At 32.7% G+C, this 20952-nt stretch carries 19 protein-coding genes and 1 tRNA gene; 10 read left to right on the forward strand and 10 right to left on the reverse strand.

Annotated features, from left to right (window positions below; genetic code table 11):
* The first annotated feature begins 2 nt into the window (after positions 1 to 2).
* Complete coding sequence (gene crtL / locus A9601_RS14665; RefSeq protein WP_011818600.1) at positions 3 to 1214, forward strand: lycopene beta cyclase; 1212 nt, start codon at positions 3 to 5, stop codon at positions 1212 to 1214.
* A 7-nt stretch (positions 1215 to 1221) separates the two neighbouring features.
* Here crtL and A9601_RS14670 read toward each other — a convergent pair whose 3' ends face one another.
* Positions 1222 to 2805, reverse strand: coding sequence for a glycoside hydrolase family 57 protein (locus A9601_RS14670; RefSeq protein WP_011818601.1), 1584 nt, complete (start codon positions 2803 to 2805; stop codon positions 1222 to 1224).
* 225 nt (positions 2806 to 3030) lie between these two features.
* On the opposite strand from A9601_RS14670, the gene A9601_RS14675 reads away from it, so the two are divergent.
* Both A9601_RS14675 and A9601_RS14680 read left to right on the forward strand, forming a co-directional pair.
* On the forward strand, positions 3031 to 4671 hold the full coding sequence (locus A9601_RS14675) for a 2-isopropylmalate synthase (RefSeq protein WP_011818602.1): 1641 nt from the start codon (positions 3031 to 3033) through the stop codon (positions 4669 to 4671).
* An 82-nt stretch (positions 4672 to 4753) separates the two neighbouring features.
* The gene (locus A9601_RS14680; RefSeq protein ID WP_011818603.1) at positions 4754 to 5146 is read left to right on the forward strand and encodes a hypothetical protein; all 393 of its coding nucleotides are present in this window, start codon (positions 4754 to 4756) and stop codon (positions 5144 to 5146) included.
* A 9-nt stretch (positions 5147 to 5155) separates the two neighbouring features.
* On the opposite strand, the gene A9601_RS14685 is transcribed toward A9601_RS14680, so the two are convergent.
* Positions 5156 to 6628, reverse strand: a complete 1473-nt coding sequence (locus A9601_RS14685) for an HDIG domain-containing metalloprotein (RefSeq protein ID WP_011818604.1) — start codon at positions 6626 to 6628, stop codon at positions 5156 to 5158.
* Positions 6629 to 6702: 74 nt separating this feature from the next.
* Between A9601_RS14685 and folD the strand changes: the two genes are divergently transcribed.
* The 3 genes from folD to A9601_RS14700 are packed head-to-tail and all read left to right on the forward strand — an operon-like array spanning position 6703 to position 9032.
* A complete protein-coding gene (folD, locus tag A9601_RS14690) occupies positions 6703 to 7599 on the forward strand; it encodes a bifunctional methylenetetrahydrofolate dehydrogenase/methenyltetrahydrofolate cyclohydrolase FolD (RefSeq protein ID WP_011818605.1) in 897 nt (298 codons plus the stop codon).
* 37 nt (positions 7600 to 7636) lie between these two features.
* Positions 7637 to 8539, forward strand: coding sequence for a polyprenyl synthetase family protein (locus tag A9601_RS14695; RefSeq protein ID WP_011818606.1), 903 nt, complete (start codon positions 7637 to 7639; stop codon positions 8537 to 8539).
* A 13-nt stretch (positions 8540 to 8552) separates the two neighbouring features.
* Positions 8553 to 9032, forward strand: a complete 480-nt coding sequence (locus A9601_RS14700; RefSeq protein WP_011818607.1) for a divergent PAP2 family protein — start codon at positions 8553 to 8555, stop codon at positions 9030 to 9032.
* Here the strand turns inward: A9601_RS14700 and A9601_RS14705 are convergent.
* The 4 genes from A9601_RS14705 to A9601_RS14720 form a co-directional block, all read right to left on the reverse strand.
* A complete protein-coding gene (locus tag A9601_RS14705) occupies positions 9029 to 10420 on the reverse strand; it encodes a cobyrinate a,c-diamide synthase (protein WP_011818608.1) in 1392 nt (463 codons plus the stop codon). The genes A9601_RS14700 and A9601_RS14705 overlap by 4 nt on opposite strands.
* Positions 10421 to 10423: 3 nt before the next feature.
* Positions 10424 to 11725 carry a glucose-6-phosphate dehydrogenase assembly protein OpcA gene (locus tag A9601_RS14710; protein WP_011818610.1) on the reverse strand — a complete coding sequence of 434 codons (1302 nt, stop codon included), beginning with the start codon at positions 11723 to 11725 and terminating at the stop codon, positions 10424 to 10426.
* 2 nt (positions 11726 to 11727) lie between these two features.
* A complete protein-coding gene (gene zwf, locus A9601_RS14715; RefSeq protein ID WP_011818611.1) occupies positions 11728 to 13251 on the reverse strand; it encodes a glucose-6-phosphate dehydrogenase in 1524 nt (507 codons plus the stop codon).
* Between the two features lie 110 nt (positions 13252 to 13361).
* Positions 13362 to 14489 (reverse strand): FAD-binding oxidoreductase, encoded by a 1128-nt coding sequence (locus A9601_RS14720; protein ID WP_041484539.1) that lies wholly within the window; start codon positions 14487 to 14489, stop codon positions 13362 to 13364.
* Between the two features lie 182 nt (positions 14490 to 14671).
* Here A9601_RS14720 and A9601_RS14725 point away from each other — a divergent pair, with 182 nt between their 5' ends.
* A complete protein-coding gene (locus A9601_RS14725) occupies positions 14672 to 15214 on the forward strand; it encodes an SRPBCC family protein (protein WP_011818613.1) in 543 nt (180 codons plus the stop codon).
* A gap of 11 nt (positions 15215 to 15225) precedes the next feature.
* On the opposite strand, the gene A9601_RS14730 is transcribed toward A9601_RS14725, so the two are convergent.
* Both A9601_RS14730 and A9601_RS14735 read right to left on the reverse strand, forming a co-directional pair.
* Positions 15226 to 15298, reverse strand: a tRNA-Glu gene (locus tag A9601_RS14730).
* A gap of 41 nt (positions 15299 to 15339) precedes the next feature.
* Positions 15340 to 16458 (reverse strand): histidine kinase, encoded by a 1119-nt coding sequence (locus tag A9601_RS14735; RefSeq protein ID WP_011818614.1) that lies wholly within the window; start codon positions 16456 to 16458, stop codon positions 15340 to 15342.
* A gap of 106 nt (positions 16459 to 16564) precedes the next feature.
* On the opposite strand from A9601_RS14735, the gene A9601_RS14740 reads away from it, so the two are divergent.
* Positions 16565 to 17104, forward strand: a complete 540-nt coding sequence (locus tag A9601_RS14740; RefSeq protein WP_011818615.1) for a hypothetical protein — start codon at positions 16565 to 16567, stop codon at positions 17102 to 17104.
* 72 nt (positions 17105 to 17176) lie between these two features.
* Positions 17177 to 17611: a hypothetical protein gene (locus tag A9601_RS14745; RefSeq protein ID WP_011818616.1), complete on the forward strand. Its 435-nt coding sequence runs from the start codon at positions 17177 to 17179 to the stop codon at positions 17609 to 17611.
* 13 nt (positions 17612 to 17624) lie between these two features.
* Here the strand turns inward: A9601_RS14745 and A9601_RS14750 are convergent, their stop codons facing one another.
* Positions 17625 to 18620 carry a ribose-phosphate pyrophosphokinase gene (locus A9601_RS14750; protein WP_011818617.1) on the reverse strand — a complete coding sequence of 332 codons (996 nt, stop codon included), beginning with the start codon at positions 18618 to 18620 and terminating at the stop codon, positions 17625 to 17627.
* A 246-nt stretch (positions 18621 to 18866) separates the two neighbouring features.
* Between A9601_RS14750 and malQ the strand changes: the two genes are divergently transcribed.
* Positions 18867 to 20387, forward strand: a complete 1521-nt coding sequence (gene malQ, locus A9601_RS14755) for a 4-alpha-glucanotransferase (RefSeq protein WP_011818618.1) — start codon at positions 18867 to 18869, stop codon at positions 20385 to 20387.
* 13 nt (positions 20388 to 20400) lie between these two features.
* On the opposite strand, the gene A9601_RS14760 is transcribed toward malQ, so the two are convergent.
* Positions 20401 to 20895, reverse strand: a complete 495-nt coding sequence (locus A9601_RS14760) for a helix-turn-helix domain-containing protein (protein ID WP_011818619.1) — start codon at positions 20893 to 20895, stop codon at positions 20401 to 20403.
* Between the last annotated feature and the right edge of the window lie 57 nt (positions 20896 to 20952).

Below are 20952 nucleotides of genomic sequence, written 5' to 3' on the forward strand. Positions count from 1 at the left end.
ATATGGAAATACTTGATATTTTAATTTTAGGTTCCGGGCCTGCAGCACTGTGCTTAGCTTCAGAATTAGCCAAGCAAGATCTTAGTATAAAGGGAATATCAACTAAATCTCCAAATGAAAAATGGGAGAATACATATGGAATTTGGGCATCTGAATTAGAGGAATTAGGATTAGAGTCATTGTTATCTCATCGGTGGTGTAAAACAGTTAGTTTTTTTGGAAACGGGGAAAATAAAAAGGGAGATAATCCAACAAAACATAATTATGATTATGGTTTAATAAATCAAGAAGCTTTTCAAAATGAACTTTTAAAAAAGTGCAAAGGGATTGAATGGTTGAATGAAACGGCAAAAGATATTAAAGAGAAAAATAAAATATCTGAGGTTATTTGTTCTTCAGGACTAAGAATAAAGGCGAGGTTAGTCATTGACGCAAGTGGTCATAAGAGTAATTTTGTAAAAAGACCCGTACAAAATGAAATCGCTCAACAAGCTGCATATGGAATTGTCGGTAAATTTTCATCCCCACCAGTCAAAAAAGAACAGTTTGTTTTAATGGATTTTCGTCCAAATCATTTAAACAATGAAGAAAAGTTATCATCACCATCCTTTCTCTATGCAATGGATCTTGGAAATGAAACTTTTTTTGTTGAGGAAACATCATTAGCTAGTTATCCTGCACTATCCCAAGATAATCTAAAAAAAAGACTTTTCAAAAGACTTAATAATAAGGGTATTGAGGTGAGTGAAGTTTTTCATGAAGAGAATTGCCTTTTTCCAATGAATTTACCCCTCCCATTTAAAAAACAATTTGTTCTTGGTTTTGGAGGTTCAGCAAGCATGGTGCATCCTGCATCAGGATACATGATCGGATCTTTATTAAGGAGAGCTCCACTACTCGCAGAAAAATTGGCGATCTTTTTAAAAGAACCTAATCTAAGTTCTCTTGAACTAGCGACAAAAGGATGGGGGGTCCTTTGGCCTTACGAGTTAACACAAAGGCATAAACTTTACCAATATGGTTTAAGAAGATTGATGAGTTTTGACGAAAGTAAATTAAGAAGCTTTTTCTCAAATTTCTTTAAATTATCGACCAATGAATGGGTAGGATTTCTTACTAATACACTTCCTCTTCCAAAACTTATTTATGTGATGAGTAAAATGTTTATAAATTCACCTCTAAAGGTAAAACTAGGAATGCTTAAATTAAATTAGTATTTTTTTATTTTCGCCAATCATCAATATTAATATCTGGAAAAACTTTATCTTCTTCCTCGATATCTTCAAGAAATTTTAAATTAATATTGGAATGATTTTTAATCATTTCAACTATTTTCCAGAATCTAAACAAGTGTCTTTCTATCCTCTCTTTTGCAAGCTCAGTTGTAGTTCCAGCTCTTAGGATAAAACTCCAATCAGAAGACTCAGAGAGAAGTAATTCTCTTGCTGCTTGCTTGAAAAGTCTTGTGGACAAGTCATTATTGAAATTTTTCGAGCATAAATCAACAAAAGTTGAGCCTGCTTTTGTGATCTCTGGGACAATCCATGCATTTGCATCATTAATCCAGTAGTTGTGGTAACCTCCTTGTCCCCAGCTTGATGGTGATGGATCGCAAATCTGAAGTTTTGGCTTTTGAAGTAAAAATTCTTTTAAATTTGTAAGCTTAATTGAATATTTACTAGAGTTCTTTAAAATATTTTCAATAAAAAAAGGCCCTTCATACCACCAATGACCAAATAACTCTGCATCAAATGGAGCTACCAATAAGGGCTTGAAGGAAGAGGATAATATTAATTTTTCTAATTGTTTGGATCTCGCGAGAAGATAATCATCAGCATGTTCTGCAGCCTTCTTTTTGGCTTCATTTTCTAAGTAAAACGCCTTTTCCCCTAGGGGTACCTTATCATCTGTAATCTTATGAAACTTCAAACCCAAAGGTCTTTTAGTTGAAATACCTTTCTTTTGGAGTTTAGAGATAGGCAATTCCCATCCCAAATCTTTATGAAATTCTCTATAAACTTTATCTCCCGGGAATCCATCCTTAGCAGACCAAACGGGCAATGTTGACTCACTATCTCTTCCGAAGAAGGCAACTCCTTTTCTCGAGCAGATTGGGGCGTACACCCCATACCTAGGCCTTGGTGTCGCATTAAGAATCCCATGACCGTCTAAGATTGCATATCTTATTCCGGAATTAATTAGTATTTCGTCTAAATTCTCATAATAAGCGCATTCAGGTAACCAAATACCTAAAGGCTTTGTTCCAAAAATATTTTTATGGCTCCTTATTGCAGTATTAATTTGGCCTTTAACAGTTTCAGGATTCTCCCTTAGAATCGGCAAATATCCATGAGTAGCCGCACAAGTAAGAATATCCAAATTTCCAGAGTTATTTAAGACCCTAAACTTCTCAATTAAATTTCCAGAACAATTTTGCCAATATGAGTATTTTTCATTGAGATTCTTAATTAAAAATGCAGAGGCATTTTTTTCTTCTATTGGTAGTTCGTTTAAGAAATCATTCCTTGTTTTAATCCAGCTTGGGAAAGTTTCTTGAATTTGTTTATTATTTAGAAGTGATAATAAAGTTGGAGACAAACTAATAGTAAGTTTTGTATTTTCAGGATTTTCTTTTTTGGAAGATTCTATTGATTGAAGTAGTGGTACATAACATTCCAAAATTGCCTGAAATAACCAATCCTCTTCTAAGGAATTCTTTTCATTTTTTCTGACATAAGGTAGATGAGCATGTAAAACTATCGCTAACTGACCTAAAACATTTTTTGGGGAGTATTGCCCATTCATATTTTTTATAATTTATGCCTTTAATTCTATAAAAAATCAAAATAACCTTTTATAAAAGGAAGCTTTAATCATAAAAGAATACTTGAATAATTTAAGTATTTCATTTTTATCTTCAGAATTTTAACCATTATTGTTTAAGTTACAAACTTGCAGCAAATTTTTATTGAATTAAATCTAGTCAAATATTTTTAATTAGCTTAATATAAGTTTAGGTTATCCACTTCAATGTCAAAAGATCCTGGAAGAATTTTGATATTTGATACAACTCTTCGAGATGGAGAGCAATCTCCTGGTGCCAGTTTAAATCTTGAAGAAAAACTTGCTATCGCCCATCAATTGGCAAGATTAGGGGTGGATGTTATCGAGGCTGGATTCCCTTTCGCAAGTCCTGGAGATTTTAAAGCTGTTAATAAAATTGCCAATGCCGTAGGGAAAGAAAATGGCCCTATAATATGTGGTTTGGCCAGAGCCTCAAAAGGGGATATAAAAGCATGTTATGAAGCAGTAAGTCCAGCGCCAAAAAAAAGAATACATACTTTTATTGCGACAAGTGATATTCATCTTAAACATAAACTTAAAAAATCCAGAAAAGATGTTCTGCAAATAGTCCCAGAAATGGTTAACTATGCAAAATCATTGGTCGATGATATTGAGTTTTCTTGTGAAGACGCCTCAAGGAGTGATCCTGATTTTTTATATGAAGTGATCCAACTAGCAATTTCAGCAGGGGCGACAACGATAAATATACCTGATACTGTTGGATTCACAACCCCAAGTGAATTTGGCAACCTAATTGCAGATATAAATAAAAATGTTCCAAATATTAATGAGGCAGTAATCTCGGTTCATGGTCATAATGATTTAGGTTTAGCAGTAGCTAATTTTCTTGAGGCAGTAAAAAATGGAGCAAGACAATTGGAATGTACCATTAATGGAATTGGAGAAAGAGCCGGGAATGCCTCCCTTGAGGAATTAGTAATGGCACTGCACGTTAGAAAAAGTTTTTTTAATAGTTTTTTCAAAAGAAATCCAGATTCACCAACTCCTCTTACAGCAATAAGAACAGAAGAAATAACAAAAACCTCTAGACTTGTTTCCAACCTAACTGGAATGACAGTACAACCTAATAAAGCAATTGTGGGAGCTAACGCTTTTGCACACGAGTCAGGCATTCATCAGGATGGGGTTTTAAAAAATAGACTAACTTACGAAATTATCGATGCAAAAACTGTTGGTTTGAGTGACAACAAAATATCTTTGGGGAAGCTTAGTGGAAGAAGTGCAGTAAGAGCGAGATTAGAAGAGATGGGGTATGATTTGAGCCGAGAAGATTTAAATGATGCTTTTGCTCGTTTTAAGGATTTAGCTGACAGGAAAAGAGAAATTACTGATAGAGATTTAGAGGCAATTGTTAGTGAACAAGTTCAGCTTCCTGAAGCTAAATTTCAATTAAGTCTTGTCCAAGTAAGTTGCGGTAACGCGTCTAAACCTACTGCCACAATATCGCTTCTAAACACGGAAGATAATACTGAGGATACCGCCGTATCAATAGGGACTGGCCCCGTTGATGCTGTATGCGAGGCTTTAAACAAATTAGCTAAAGTTCCTAATGAATTGATTGAATTTTCTGTTAAGTCGGTAACAGAAGGAATTGACGCTTTGGGAGAAGTAACAATAAGAATAAGAAGGGATAATAAAATATATTCTGGTCATTCTGCTGATACTGATGTTGTAGTTGCCGCAGCAAATGCTTACGTTAATGCCTTAAATAGGCTTGTATTTTCTGAGAAAAAAAATTCAATCCACCCACAATTTGATAGTTTAGAAAATTCAACTAATACATTTCTATCCAATAATGCAAATTAAATTAATTTTTTAGGAATATTAAGTAGCATTAAAAAAGCCTCTTTAATATTGTAAATTAATCTAATAGTTAAAGCAGTTAATAATGAGAGAAAGATTACTAGGATATTGGGCACTTTCATGGGTTGGGCTAATCAGCAATATTATTGCACTTCCAATAATCGCAATAATAATAAGTTATGGACCTCCACTAAAAGTTGCAAATATAACTCTTGCCATAAGCCTTGGTTGGCCTGCTGCCATAGTTGGAATAGTTTCTTCAGCAGCTCTTCTAGCAGAGAGAAAATGGGGAGTAACTTTAACTCTAGTATCTCTATCAATGGTAATTTCCGGGACGGGTCCTTATTCTGTGGTGAGACTTATAACTCTTAAAGACATTTTTGGAATTGGTGGGTTTACTCTTTTGACAACTTTATTAAGTACATTAGCGCTTCTATATTGGTGTAATCCAAAACATCGAAGAAGTATTAGGTTATAAAATTGAAAATCAAGAAAAAGTATTATTCTTACTAGTTGGATACTGAATTCTTCTATGCCTAATTCTTTTCCACACATTCAAGAATGCCCCTTTTATTAGATAGATTTCTCCTTTTGATAAGTTACTATCATCTAATTGCCCATCTTTTTGACGCGAGTAGATAATATTAGATATTGTTTCCAAAGCTTCTTTATCAGATGCATTAATATTCATAGCTCTTAGTGCTGCCTCACAGCCATCTGCAAGCATTAAAATAGCTGTTTCTTTTGACTGAGGGATAGGGCCTTTGTATCTAAAATAATATTCATTAATGTCGAGATTTTTTTCTTTAGCTTTTTGAAAAAAATATCCCATTTTTAGAGTACCTTGATGTTCAGGGATAAAATTAGCTATAGGTTTAGGTAGTCTATTTTTTCTTGCAAATTTCAATCCTTCATCAACGTGTGCTTGTAATACTTCTGCACTTTTAATCGGATCATCTAATTCGTCATGTGGATTTTTTGAACCATCCTGATTTTCGATAAACCAATTAGGCGCGTGTAATTTTCCAACATCATGATATAGTCCACCAGTTTTAATTAAATCAATATCGCCACCAATCATTCTTGTTGCTTCCTCTGCTAAACCACATATTAGTAAGGTATGTTCAAAAGTTCCAGGAGCTTCAAGAGACAATCTTCTAATTAAAGGTTTCTCCTTATCTGCCAATTCGAGTAATCTTGCTTTAGTTAATAATCCGAATATCGATTCAAAAATAGGAATAAATAATATAGTAAAAAGCATTACTATCGCCAATAGTAAGGAATCCGAAAAAATATCCCCGTTAGCTAAAACAAATTCTTGATTGTCAAAAGGAGGTTTACTATCTTTACCTATCAATACCCACTGACTCAAGAACGATACTAAGGGGACAAAAATTGATAATTGAAGTAACTGAGCCCTACTTCTAATTCTTCCTCCAAGTAGAGATACGACTGAAGCGCAAACTAATAAAATAAAAAATAAATTATTATTAATAGTAACTGCTGGGTCTGGCCAACTAAAGCTTGCTATTGATACCCAAGCTAAAGCTGTTATGCTTCCCATTCCTTGAGATATTATTAATGCTGGTGGAATTATTATAGATAATGGGCTTATGGTTGAAGCTAAGGCTAATTTCGTAGCTTGTACTGTTAAAAGAAGAGTCATAATCAAGAAGATTTGTCTTGAAGAAATTGTAGGATTCTCTTTTTTTGAAACTAATATCAAAATACCGGAACTAATAAGTATTTCAGAAAAGTTCAAAAACCAAGAAGAAATATCTCTGATATTTAAAGGCGAAATAATAAGTAGTTTATAGGAAGAAATTATTGAAATTAAAATGCATACTAAAAAAATAATGAGATTATCTATCTTTGAAAATTTTATTGGTTGTTTTGCTGGAACTTGACTTCGCCTCCACAGATAAAATATTTTCTTTAGGGAAGTTGTGATGTTTTGCACAGAATATAAATAAATCTATTTGAATAATTTAAAATTATAGGCATGCTAGGTGTAAAAAGGAGATGTTTTTCTAAATGTCATTAAAATTAGACGGTAAAAAATTATCTCTTGAAATTGAAAAAAGATTAAATGACTACATTTCTAATAATAAAATAATTGCAAAAAGAGTGCCCGGTTTAGCTGTAATAAGAATAGGTGAAGACCCTGCGAGTGGTGTTTACGTTAATAACAAGGAAAAGGCATGTTCAAGGATTGGAATAAAGAGCTTTATCTTTCATTTAGATGAAAGTGTAGAGCAAAAAGAAGTTGAACAATTAATAATCAAACTGAATTCGGATAAGGATATTGATGGAATGTTGCTACAACTTCCCATCCCAAAGAAGTTTGATGAGCAAAAACTGATCAGCCATATTAATCCAAGCAAAGATGTAGATGGATTAAATGAGATAAACATCGGTAAATTAGTAAAAAATGAGCCTGGGATGAGATCATGTACACCCGCAGGAATTATTAATTTATTAAGATCCCAAAATATTACAATTGAAGGTAAGAAAATTGTTGTTATTGGAAGAAGTTTGCTTGTTGGGAAACCTCTATCGCTTATGTTATTGAATCTAAATGGCACTGTAACAATGACCCATTCAAAAACATTAAATTTGAATAAAGTCTGTAGAGAAGCCGACATATTAATTGCGGCTGCAGGAAAACCCAATCTTATAGATTCGAGTTTTGTTAAAGAAGGAGCCGTAATTATTGATGTTGGAATACATAGATTAAAAAGTTCCGATAAAAATCAAACCAGATTATGTGGAGATGTATTATTAGAAGATGTCATTTCTAAAGTATTTGCTTACACACCTGTACCAGGAGGTGTTGGACCAATGACAGTAACAATGTTACTTGTAAATACTATTTTTAGCTGGCAAAAACAATTTGGTTTATCATCAACTCTTAATGACCTTTTGCCATAAACTCCAAGATGCAAAATTTTTTTACTAACGGTATAAAATGACTGAAGTTATAAATAATATTTCTGATTTTGAAAAATATCTTAAAAACACAAAAAAGGTTGTAGAAGAAGCACTTGATTTTTCCTTGGGTCCTGAGAATCCAGAAATATTAAGGGAATCAATGAGATATTCCCTTTTAGCTGGAGGGAAAAGAATACGTCCAATTTTATGTTTAGCATCTTGCTCACTGGCAGGAGGAGAACCCTCTCTTGCTGTTCCTACTGCAGTAGCAATAGAAATGATCCATACAATGTCCTTGATTCATGATGATCTGCCCGCCATGGATAATGATGACTTGAGGAGAGGTAGGCCGACAAATCATAAAGTTTATGGAGATGCAATAGCTATTCTTGCAGGTGATGCTTTATTGACCAGGGCCTTTGAAATGGTCTCTTTAAGAAGTCCAGGAGTTGATCCAACTAGATTATTAAATGTAGTTGGTGAACTTTCTTTAGTTGCTGGGGCACCAGGTTTAGTGGGAGGACAAGTAGTTGATTTAGAATGCGAAGGCAAGGAGGTTGACCTTAAAACTCTCGAATATATTCATCTTCATAAGACTGGGGCTTTATTAAAAGCTTGCGTAAGAACAGGCGCGATGATCGCAGGCGCAAACGAAAAACTATTACATGCTCTGACAACATATGCAGAGGGTATTGGATTAGCCTTCCAGATAATAGATGATATTCTTGATTTAACTTCAAGTAGTGAAAAGCTTGGTAAAACTGCCGGGAAAGATCTTTTAGCTGACAAAACTACTTACCCTAAATTACTTGGAATGGAGGAATCAAAGAAAAGAGCATTTGATTTAGTTGAAAAAGCAAAAAAAGCAATTGAACCTTGGGGGCCAGATGCAAAGTATTTAATATCATTAGCCGATTTCATTACAAATAGAGATAGATAAATAGTTTAAATTTATGTCTGATTTTTTTGCCTTTTTTAATAATTCAGTTCTTTTTTGGAGTTTATTATCCTGTTTACTGGCTCAATTTTTTAAAATTTTATTTAATTTCTTTTCCACTGGGGAGATAAGATTTGGAATTATGTTCGAGACTGGTGGGATGCCTTCAAGTCATTCCGCGCTAATAACTGGTGCTGCATCAGGTATAGGTTATGAATTAGGATTTGATAGCTCTATATTCGCGTTAGCAGTTGCTGTAGCACTTATAGTTATGTATGACGCTAGTGGAGTTCGAAAATCAGCTGGGATTCAAGCTGCAGAAATCAATAAACTATCAAAAAAACTAGACCCTAAATCTGAATTATTTTTGAAGGAAACCCTAGGCCATACAAAAATTGAGGTCATGGTGGGAAGTTTTTTAGGACCTTTAGTTACTTTGCCTGGAATGTTTTTTTTAGGTTCTCCTCTCACAATTTTTGATTTGATAATAAACTAGTAATCCTTTGGAAAACTAATTTGGGTGGCATCTATAAAGTTTTTTGCGACTTCTGGAGAACTTGGCAAATGTAAGTGAATCCAACTTGCATGTAATTTTTCATCAAAATAGCCTTCATTTTTATATTCAGTTTCCCAAGATTTGATTTTCCACGGGGAAAATAGTTTCTTATGATACTCAGCTTTTCTTAAATCAAGTTCAGACAAATTATTTTCAATTTCCCAATAATGAAATTCATGTCCTCTTATGAATTGATTTTGTTTAATGATCGGAGTATCTTTTAAACCCTTAATGTATCTATAACCCACTGTAAGTTTACTTTTTTTTGATCTAAAAGGCAGGATGCCACTCATTTTATGATAATTACCATTTTCATCTTTTATGAAGTCACCTAAAATCATCATCCCTCCACACTCGGCATATATAAATCCATTTTTGCGGAATTTCCTTAACGAATTTAAGCTTTTTGTAGAGTTACTTATATGATCAGCATATTTTTCAGGGAACCCCCCAGGAATAATTAAAGAAGAAGCCTCATTAGGTATTTCTTCATCATCATAAATACTCCATGAAATCAATGGTATTCCTAGTTCACTCAAAAACTCCTTAGTTTCAGGATATTGAAAATGAAAGATTTTATCTTCTGCAATTGCGATAGGTTTACTTTTGTCTATTTTAAAATCTTTAAAATTGAAAGAATTAAATTTTTTCTTTTGAGGAGATTTCAGAAATTTAATAAGAGAAAATACATCAAGATTTCTTTCGGCGAAATTTGCAAAATATTCAACATCAATTTCTTTTCCATTATCCATTGGAGATATCAAACCTAAATTAGCTTTGTTTAAAGTTATTTTTGAATCAGATGGTAAAAAACCCAGAATTTCGATATCTTCATTTTTAAAAACTTCTTTGATTAATTTTTTATGTCGATCTGAATTAACGTTGTTAAATATAATTCCTACTATTGACAACTCACTATCGAAATCTCTAAAACCTCGAATAGTCGCCAAAAGAGAAGCTACTTGACCTCTAGCATTAACAATAAAAACTATTGGAGCATTGAGAAGTTTAGAGATATTTGCTGTGCTGGAATAGGTTGTTGACCCTAGTCCATCAAACAGACCCATTGCTCCTTCAATTAACGAGAATTCATATTTCAAAGAATGTTTAAAAAAACTTTCTTGAACCCATTCCTCACCACTTAAAAAAATATCTAAATTCCTACAAATAGGTTGACCAATTGAGCTAAGTTGTTGTTGATCAAGATAATCTGGGCCCACCTTGAAAGTTTGTATCTTTATACCTTTTGAGAACGCCCAACAAGATAGCAAAAGAGATAATGTAGTTTTCCCGCTATCAGTTGAAGGAGAAGATATTACACAAGGCATCTATTAGTTATTCAAACCATTAAATATTTGAAGAGCTATTTTAATAGAATTTTCAAAAAGAGGACTGGTATTACCTCTACTACTTCCCAATAATTTACTAACATCGTATTCTGATGTAGAAAAAGAATTTGGAACAACTTGTTCTATTAATTCCATATTAGCCATTCCCCCTGCTTCAAGTCTCATACATTCCACTGATTCACAGCCAAGTATTACACAAGTGTTATTTTTTTGAACCTCACTAATTTTTGAAATCAGCCTCAATCCAATGACTTGTCCTAAATGAATACTTGGATTTCCCAAAGATAAGGGATTAATTGATGTAGAAATTATTTCGCCATTAATTCTTTTAAACTCTATTTTTGTTGATTCTGTATCCGTTTCAACTCTTAGAAAAGACCAACCAAGTTTATCGCTAATCCATGAAATCAAAAACAACGCTTGAATCATATGATCTCCTGCGATATCAATGTCAATATCAGTAATATGATCTAAAATCGGTCTCCTCGAAGGCGGATCAAAAATCATTGCCAATGATTCCCTCCAATTTTTCAATCTAACCCAATTCAAATCATTAATAGCTTTATTTGAATTATTTAATTGATCTAAAACTTTTAAACATCTTTGAGGCGATCCAAGAGCAGTATCAATTATTAACCTTAGACCATAATCAGTAAAATATTCGAAAATTTCAGGCGATTCATCCAAGCTTCCATTCCACCACAACCATGAAGGTAATTCATCAATAGATAATTCATCAATTATTTTTAATCCTTTATTAGATATTGAGGCCGAGTCCCCCCTAATAACAACTAAATCCCCACAAATAGGTTGCATAGCTGGGGTATCACTTAATGGACAATAAGCAGATACAAAAGTTTTGATATCTGAATTTTTATTTATGGTTGGCGCTAAAGTTATTAATCTTCTTGGATTCAATGTACTTATCGTTGATTCAAAAAATTGTCCTCTAAAATCATCAAATTCTTTATTAGATAAATTTTCCTTCAACAAATTCAATAATTCTTCACTATTAAGTGAAGTCGCGATAGGAAGTCCTTGATCCAATATAAATTTTTTAGCAACTTCAATTATCTCTGGACTTAAGTTTCCAGTAATTGGTCCATTTACTAATCCTTTTTGAACCAAACATTGTTCTAGCCAAGCAGGCTGCCAGACCATTAATGTGAAAGTATTAGCTCCACTATTATCTTTATCTTCTGAAATCCATAATTTATTAAGGTAATTAGAAATTTCCTGATAAGGCAGCTCTAAAGGGGTTTGAAGTGTAAGTTGAGGTTTCATTTTTAGGGTCTACGCCAGAAAATATTATCTTTTGAAATTAATTGATCTGACTCAGGAGGTCCCCATGTCATAGATTCATAATTATAAATAGGTAACTTCCAAGGAGAATTATCCATCAATTCTATTAATGGCGTATAAAGTTTCCAGGCTGCCTCTACCTCATCACTACGGGTAAATAATGTTGGGTCAGAAAGCATTGCATCAGCTAATAATCTTACATAGCCTTCATCTGATGGTTCTCCAAATGATTCATCATAAGAAAATTCCATTTCAACAGGTCTTGATTTCATTCCAGAACCAGGAGATTTTACCTCAAATTTGAAAGTAGCACCTTCATTTGGCTGAATTCTAAGGATAAGTTGATTTGGGGCAGGATTTATTATTGTTGATTCAAATAAATGAACAGGAACATCTTTAAAAGTCAAGACTATTTCTCCAAGTCTTTTAGGTAGTCTTTTACCAGTTCTCAAATAAAAAGGCACTCCTTGCCAACGCCAGTTATCAACGAAAACTTTTGTCGCGATATAAGTTTCTGTTGTGCTGTTACTATTAACACCATCTTCCTGCCTATATCCTTTGAGTCGATTTGAAATATTCCCTCCCTCTCCATATTGTCCTCTTATGCAACAATTCCACGGTTGATTTTCGTCAGCAAGTTTGGAAGCTTGAAGAACCTTAGCTTTTTCATTTCTTATTGCTTCTGGTTCAAATTTTCCAGGAGGTTCCATTGCAGTAACTGCAAGCATTTGAGTCATATGATTTTGAAGCATATCCCGCAAAGCACCAGAGCTTTCGTAATAACCTGCTCTATCTTCAACACCAACTGTTTCAGATGAAGTAATTTGAACACTTGATATATAATTCCTGTTCCAAATTGGTTCAAAAATAGTATTAGCAAACCTCAAAACAAGAATATTCTGAACTGTCTCTTTACCTAAATAATGATCAATCCTATAAATCTGACTTTCTTCAGCGCAACTTTGAACAATCTTATTCAATTTTTTTGCACTTGAATAATCTCTGCCAAAAGGTTTTTCAATTACCAAACGACTTTTCTTAGGGTTATCTAAAAGGCCAGCTCCTTTTAGAGCTTTACATCCACTTGCATAGAAATTTGGAGATACTGATAAATAAAATGTTCTATTCCCATGAGTAGCTTGTGTTTTATCAATTTCATTTAATCTTCTAGAAAGCCTTACGACATGATCACTTTCTTGTAAGTCAACTGGTTCATAGAAAAGATAATTAGAAAATTGTTCCCACTCCCTTTCTTTACCAGATATTTGATTTGATAACTTTACTTTCATCTTTTCTCTAAACTCATAATCAGTCCAAGGTCTTCTCGCACAACCAACTATTCCAAATTCACTAGGAATTCTTCTTTGCAAATAGAGTTCAAATAAGGCTGGTATTAATTTTCTATGAGTAAGGTCTCCACTAGCGCCAAAAATTACTAAAGATTGTGGAGATATGACTCTTTCCTGCCGTAAACCTAATCTTAGAGGATTACTTAAAGTTGAAGGCATATTCTTAGTATTCTTTATTTAAAATCCTCTTTTTTTCAAAAATTAGCTACATATTGTGTCTAAACCAAAAAGTATTTAATAAGTGAAACTTAAATCTAAGTAACCAAGATTTAGTAAGTTTCTACGTGCCATCTTCCTGCTTTTTTTAGTTGAGGTCTTAATTCTGACCAGTTCAATCCTTTTTCTTCTGCTGCCTTAGTCATCGCTTCATCTATTCCAGGTTCCATACCCTTTAATCCACAAAGATATATATGTGTCTTTTCATCTTCAATCATATTGAAAAGTTCATTGGCTGACTCTAAAACTCTGTCTTGAATGTACATTCTTCCACCTTTAGTATTTTGCTGTTCGCGACTAATAGCTTTTGTATATTTAAAATTATCTGGATTCTCTGTAATGTATCTTTGAAGATCTTCTTCGTATAACAAATTAGCTGATTTTGGAGCACCCATAAATAACCAAGCTTTCCCCTTGAAATTCCATTTATTTTTTTCTTTTTCCGTTGGTTCAAACATTCTTCTTAAATAAGCCCTCATTGGTGCTATTCCAGTTCCAGTGGCCAGCATTACAATGTTTGCGTCCTCTTCATCAGGGAGAAGCATTTCTTTACCAACAGGACCTGTTATTTTTACTTTATCTCCAGGCTTAATATCACATAAGTAAGTAGAGCAGACACCATTAATGGTTTCACCATCTTTTTCATACTGAAGCTGTCTTACACAAAGAGAAACTGTATTTCCATTAAAGTCATCACCGTGTCTAGTGCTAGCAATTGAGTACAGTCTTAATTTATGAGGCTTTCCATTAGCATCTTCACCAGCCGGCATGATACCAATACTTTGACCTTCTACATAATTTAGAAATGGATCACTATCTTTAAGGTCGAAAGTTATGTGATTAACTCTACCAATTGCCCCTTCTTTGAGAAGACTATAGTTTTCAATAACTGTTCCCTCATATGGTGTTTTAGGACGGTAAATATTGACTGGAACATCTGCATGTTTTTTCTTAACTATTTTTGGAGCTTCTGTTTTTGGAGCTTCTGTTTTTGGAGCTTCTATTTTTGAAACAGCGACTTTTTTAGGTTCCACAGCTTTTGCCTCAGGTTTTTTTGTTTTTGCTTCTTCAACAAATTTTAAAGCTCTTTTATTAAAAGTTGTGAGTATAAAATAAAAAACAGCTATTACTACTGGTATATGAGCTAATCCGCCTGCGATTACTTTTGCTTGTGAATACATTTTTTAGATTTCTTTTATAAAAGATTATCAATTTGTAGTTTAATTTGTAGTGATTTTACAAAAATGGTTACGTTTTGAGATCGGGATAAATAAAAGAAATTATTTTAATTTTTCAGTATTTATTGTTTTTATCAGTATAGTTACACAGAAATAATTTTTTATCTAATTAAAAAATTCATTGCATGAACAAACCTCAAGAATCAGAAGATCATTATAAAGACAATGATTACAGGACAATTGAGCAGACGATGGAGAAGTTTTCCGGTGGGACAAGACGACTGGCAGCTCAACTTACAACTTCTGCAAGTTTTGATTCTTTGTGGAGTGTTTTAACAGATTATGATCGTTTAAATCTCTACATACCAAATCTTTTATCAAGCAAAAAAATATTTCAGAAGGGAAATAATGTCCACCTTAAGCAAGTTGGGGCTCAGGATTTCCTTGGCATGAAGTTTTCAGCTGAAGTAACTATAGATTTATTTGAAAATAAGGAGCTTGGCCTCTTAAAATTTAATTTAATAAAAGGAGATTTCAGAAAGTTTGAGGGTAGTTGGAAAATTCAAAATATTAAAAATACTTCAACAAACTCATTAATTTATGATCTTACTGTTCAAGGTTGTCAGTGGATGCCAATAGGGATGATAGAGAAAAGACTGAAAAAAGATCTTTCAGAAAATTTAATTGCCGTAGATAAGCAAGCAAAATCATCAAGAAGATCGTTATAAATTTAAATTAATAGCCCCAAGGGGATTCGAACCCCTGTCGCCTCCGTGAAAGGGAGGTGTCCTAGGCCTCTAGACGATGGGGCCAGGAAATTAGCATAACAGCTTATTAAAAACTAAGAGTAAGGCTAGCCTTTCGTCAAGTTTTGTTGCTCTTTGTTTTGTCCTTGCCACACAGGAACTGTGAAATGGAAGCAGGAACCCACCCCTACTTCAGATACCACCCATATTCTTCCTCCATGGACTTGTACTATTCTCCTGCATACTGATAAGCCTATACCAAATCCTGAAGTTCCTTCAGATGTCTGGGGAAGTCTAACCCTATCTAGAAAAATTCTTTTTTGTTCGCTCAAAGGGATACCTGCACCTTTGTCACAAATTGTTATTTCTACCCATTGATTTGTCTTATGAATCATAGTGATTTTTATAGATCCAGAATCTTTAGAAAACTTAATAGCATTTTCAATTAAATTTAAAAATACTTGCCTCATTCTTCTTTGATCTGCAAATACACTTGGCAGATCAGATGGAATATCAGTATCAATTTCAATATTCCTTATTCTCCAGAATTTTTCTAATTCGAGTATTACTTCAGCACTAATATTACCTAAATCAATTTTCTGAGGATTAAATAATGCTTCCCATTTGGTTGTTCCAACCTCTAAAAGATCCTGAGATAAGAGTTCAATCTCTTCAAGACGTCTTTTAATAACCTCCTGCAATTTTGAAATATCTATTTGTCCGAGTTTTTGACTTTGAACAGCCAAAGTAGCAGCAGTTAAAGGTGTTCTTAATTCATGCGCGACCATTCTTAATAATCTTTCCTGAGATTCTATTCTTTTTGTTAATGTCTCATTTTCTTGTCTTAAAACAAGAAGTTCGTCTTCCAATAGAAATTCTTTTTGAGTTCTTGTTGAATCAATTTTGGATGGCTGCAAATTAATCCCAAGATTTTTTGTTAAGCCTTCCTGTGACCACCTTGGCAACCATTTTTGCAACTGAGAGAAAATATTACTTCCAGCAAATATTTGCTTTGGAGCTGGGGAAACCTTTATAAGAGCAGGGATAGCGACTAATCTATGTAATTCAAGTAATTCTGGTTGCTCTTTGGGTTCTGAGATCTGAAGAGATGTCTCAAATTCACAATCATCTGATTCTAAATAAGCTATTAAGCACTTAATATCATTACTAGAAAGTTGATTTCTAGCTGCCACAAGTATTAATTTTAGCTCTTTTTTATCATTCAAATGAAATCCTCTGAAGTGTTGAAAAGCTGTTAATCCTTATAAACACCTTAAGATATTTTTTTTTATTTTACAGATAGGCTATTAAATAAATAGGACTTTTTTATAAATGGTTGCTATTAATCCAAAGGAAAATTTACATTTTGGTGAAAACCCTCCTGAAATCAACTTAAATAGTAATTTAAAAAGGTGGTTTTCCAGGAATATTGGATCATGGAAATCTAATAGAACGTATTTTCTCGATGAAGCACAAAAAACTTATAGTTTAAGTATGAATATAAATATTCAAGCTCTCGAGAGTAAGTCTAAATGGGAGTCGCATTATAAATTTACTTGGTACCCAGAAAAAAAATATAATTTCTTTGACGAAAATCCCCAGTATAAAGAGCGAGGAGAAATGCATGCATTTTTAAAAGGTCATCAACTTAAGAGGGAAAAATTTTATCTAAGTAATGATGAAGGTATTTCAAATATTAAACAAGTCGACGAACACGAAATGATTTTTGAATCTTCTTATAAAGATTGGTATATTCTTGAACATACAAGGCTTGTAGATTCTGATAAGTATAGATTTAGGGTTATATATTCATGGAACAAAGATATGCTTAAAATAGTAGAGAATCATCACGAAATTAAAATTATTAAATAAATACTGTGGGCAGATTTAGTTTAAAAATAAAAAATGTTATCTTTAATAATGTGAATTAAAAATAAATCAAATATGAGTTTAAAATTATCTAATATTTTTGCAATTCCTCTAATTTTTTTATCTATTTTATTTGATACAAATAATGAATTTAATAAAGTAAATGCAAATGTTAAAAATTCGCCTGCCAATAAAAATGATTTAGATTTATATCATGGGATGGGTGTTTCATTTCTATGTAATGCGACAAGAAAAGGATTTGATCTGGATTTCCCAAAAACATTAAGTGTTGCTTCAGCAACCTTCGCATCAGTAGTATCGCAAAAACATGGAGGGAAAATAATAGAAAAAAAGAAAGAACAAACAGTTGATATGAAACAATTACAATTTATTGCATCCCTGCAATTAGTTGAATCAGCTCTTAAAGTGTGCCCAGATAATGTTCCTGAAAAGATCGAAAAACAATTTAAGATTGAAACTGAGAGAATCAAGAAATTACAAGGTTTGTAAAAAATAAATTTTTTTATCTAAACATAGAACTAACAGAACTTTCTTCGTGAATTCTCCAAATGGCTTCCCCAAGCATATTTGCGACAGAAAGAACTTTTAATTGTGGAAAATTATCTTTATGTTTAACTGGTATGCTGTTAGTCACAATAACTTGTTCGAAAAGATTCTTAGAACTTAATCTTTCATAAGAAGGAGGAGAAAATACAGCATGTGAGGCACAAGCAAATATCCTATTAGCTCCTTCTTTCTTTAGCAAATTTGCTCCAGAACAAATTGTGCCTCCCGTATCTATCATGTCGTCTATAAGAATAGCAGTTTTACCTTTAACTTCACCGATAACCGTTAGACTTTCAGCGATATTATGCGCAGATCTCCTTTTATCAATTATAGCCAAAGGCGCATCATTCATTAATTTGGCGAATGCTCTTGCTCTTGCTACCCCGCCTACATCAGGAGAGACTACAACTATTTCTTCTAAATCTAGAGATTCTAGATAATCAATTAATACAGGTGAACCGTAAATATGATCGCATGGTATATCGAAGTAGCCTTGTATTTGAGCTGAGTGTAAGTCCATTGCTAAAACTCTATCAACTCCTGATTTCTCTAGTAAATTGGCAGTTAATTTTGCAGTTATAGACTCTCTTCCTGAGGTTTTCCTATCTGCCCTCGCATATCCAAAATAGGGAATTACAGCCGTTATTTGTCTTGCAGAGGCTCTTTTGCAAGCGTCAATCATGATCATTAGTTCCATTAAACTATCGTTTACAGGAGCGCATGTAGGTTGTATAAGGAATACATCACAACCTCTAATAGATTGCTGAATCTGAACATAAAGTTCTCCATCTGCAAATCTTTTAGATATTAAAGGTACATTTTCAATCCCTAAGTATGATGCAATTTCTTCAGCTAACTTTGGGTTTGTTGTCCCACTTACTAATCTTAATCTACTATTAGTTAGATTAAAGTTCGATTCTTTACTCTGCATTGCCGTGATAAAACTTGTCACGAAATTTGCACCATAAAACTATATTATCATCGTAGTCGTTTATGTGAATTTCGCAAAAGATAATGACTAGATATTTTCAAAAGTCACATCAATTAAGCAAAAAATTGTTGATTAAAAATTAGAATTTATATTTATCCAGACTTAAAAATCAGCAGTGATATTTGTCAATTAAAAAAAATTTGTATAAGGTTTAATTTAGAGAATTAAAAACTAGTTAAGTTTAAATAATCAAAATATATTGAAAACATGCCTATAGAGTCAATTATTGCAAAAAAATCATTAGGCGTACTTATGCATCCAACATGTATTCCGGGAGGAAATGTCTGTGGAACTTTTGGGAGAGGAGCTAAAGAGTGGATAAGAAAACTTCATAAGCATGGAATTGAATACTGGCAATTTTTACCCCTTACACCTACTGACTCTACAGGTTCGCCATATAGTTCCCCATCTAGCTTTGCACTAAACCCATGGTTTTTGGATATAGATGATTTAATCGAAAAAGGTTTTATTTACATCTCAAATAAAGAAAATCTGGGTCCAACAAATCAAAATAAAGATCATTTTGATTTTGATATTGCGGATGACCTAACAAAAAAATTAGGTCTCCTCCTTTTGCAAGGTTGGAGTTCACAATCTGAAAAAAGAAAAATTAATTTTAACAAATGGGTCAGTAGGCATTCTTGGGTTGAAGATTATGCAACATTTGTTGTTATTAGAGAGGAATTTAATATGTTGCCTTGGTGGGAATGGCCTCAAGATTTTAAAATAAAAAATAACAAGTTCTTAAAATCGTGGATTAAGAAAAAAAGTGAAGAGATACTTATTAAAAAATTAATACAGTGGCATCTTGATGAACAATGGAGCGTCATTAAAAACTTTGCAAAATCAAAAAATATTAAGCTCATAGGAGATTTGCCTTTTTATGTCTCTAGAGACAGCGCCGACGTATGGAGTAATAAATCATTATTTTCAATTTTTAAAAATGGGGATTTAATCTTTCAAAGTGGTGTTCCGCCTGATTATTTTTCATCAACAGGACAATTATGGGGTACCCCAACTTACTTTTGGTCAAAGCATAAAAGGACTAATTTCAATTGGTGGAGAAAAAGATTTCAAAGACAATTTGAACTTGTGGACATATTAAGATTTGATCATTTCAGGGGTTTAGCAGGTTACTGGAGAGTTAATGGCAATTCTAAAACGGCAATTATTGGAAAATGGATAAATTCTCCAGGTAAAACACTATTAAATAAAGTAAAAAAGGATCTAGGGGGTAACTATCTACCTATTATTGCGGAGGATTTGGGAGTAATAACTCCAGATGTAGAGAAATTAAGGAAACGCTTCGAACTACCTGGCATGAAAATATTACAATTTGCTTTTGATGGCAATAAAGATAATCCTTATTTACCAAAGAATATTGAAGGAGAAAATTGGGTTGTTTATACAGGTACTCACGACAACTCTACTTCTGTTTCATGGTGGGAAAATTTAGATTATGAATCCCAAAAAAGAATAAAAGATGAGTATAAATTTTCAGAAAATCCTTCTTGGGATTTAATAGAAATTGGCATGGAGACAAATGCTAATCTTTTTATCGCTCCATTACAAGATCTATTATCTCTAAACGATTCAAGTAGATTAAACAAACCTGGGACCACAAAAAATAACTGGAAATGGAAGTTAAATTGTCCTTTAGAAGAAATAGAAAATAATATAAAAATGTTTAGTGAGCTAGGAAATAATTTTGGGAGAACTCTAATGTAGATATTATTAAAAATTATTTATCAATAATTTGATTTTCAATATTTTTAATTTCTATAACATTTACATTTAAAATAAAGTATCTCTTTAATATAAAAATAGTTAAAACTAATATAAAAAAATACAAAAGACTTCCTTGCCATGTATTGATAAGATCGAATTTCCTGAACATAAAAACCCTTCCTTTTTTCTTTAAAATTTTTCTTTCTTTAACTACTAAATTTAATAATGTATTTTTTTTTAATACTAAGCATTCCTCTAATTTAATTAATATGGATCTTATAAAAGGATACTCTGGCCTAGTACTTTTATTATTATTTTCAATAGAGTTTATTATTCGTTCAGGGATTTTTGAAATGTTTGACAATTCTTTAATAGTAAGGTTTTGTTGAATTCTTGCTTCTTTTACTAACTTTGCAATTTCTAAAGATTGGTCAACCAATCTAGGACTAAATTCTTTATTTTTTTTAGATTTTTTATTAAATAAAAAGAGATTTTTCAAAATATTCATTTAATCTTCCAAAGCTAAATAATCCTTTTACTTCTAATTATTAAAATATTACATTCA

Origin of the sequence: Prochlorococcus marinus str. AS9601, assembly GCF_000015645.1 — a bacterium.
In the GTDB taxonomy this organism is placed as follows: Bacteria; Cyanobacteriota; Cyanobacteriia; order PCC-6307; family Cyanobiaceae; genus Prochlorococcus_A; species Prochlorococcus_A marinus_O.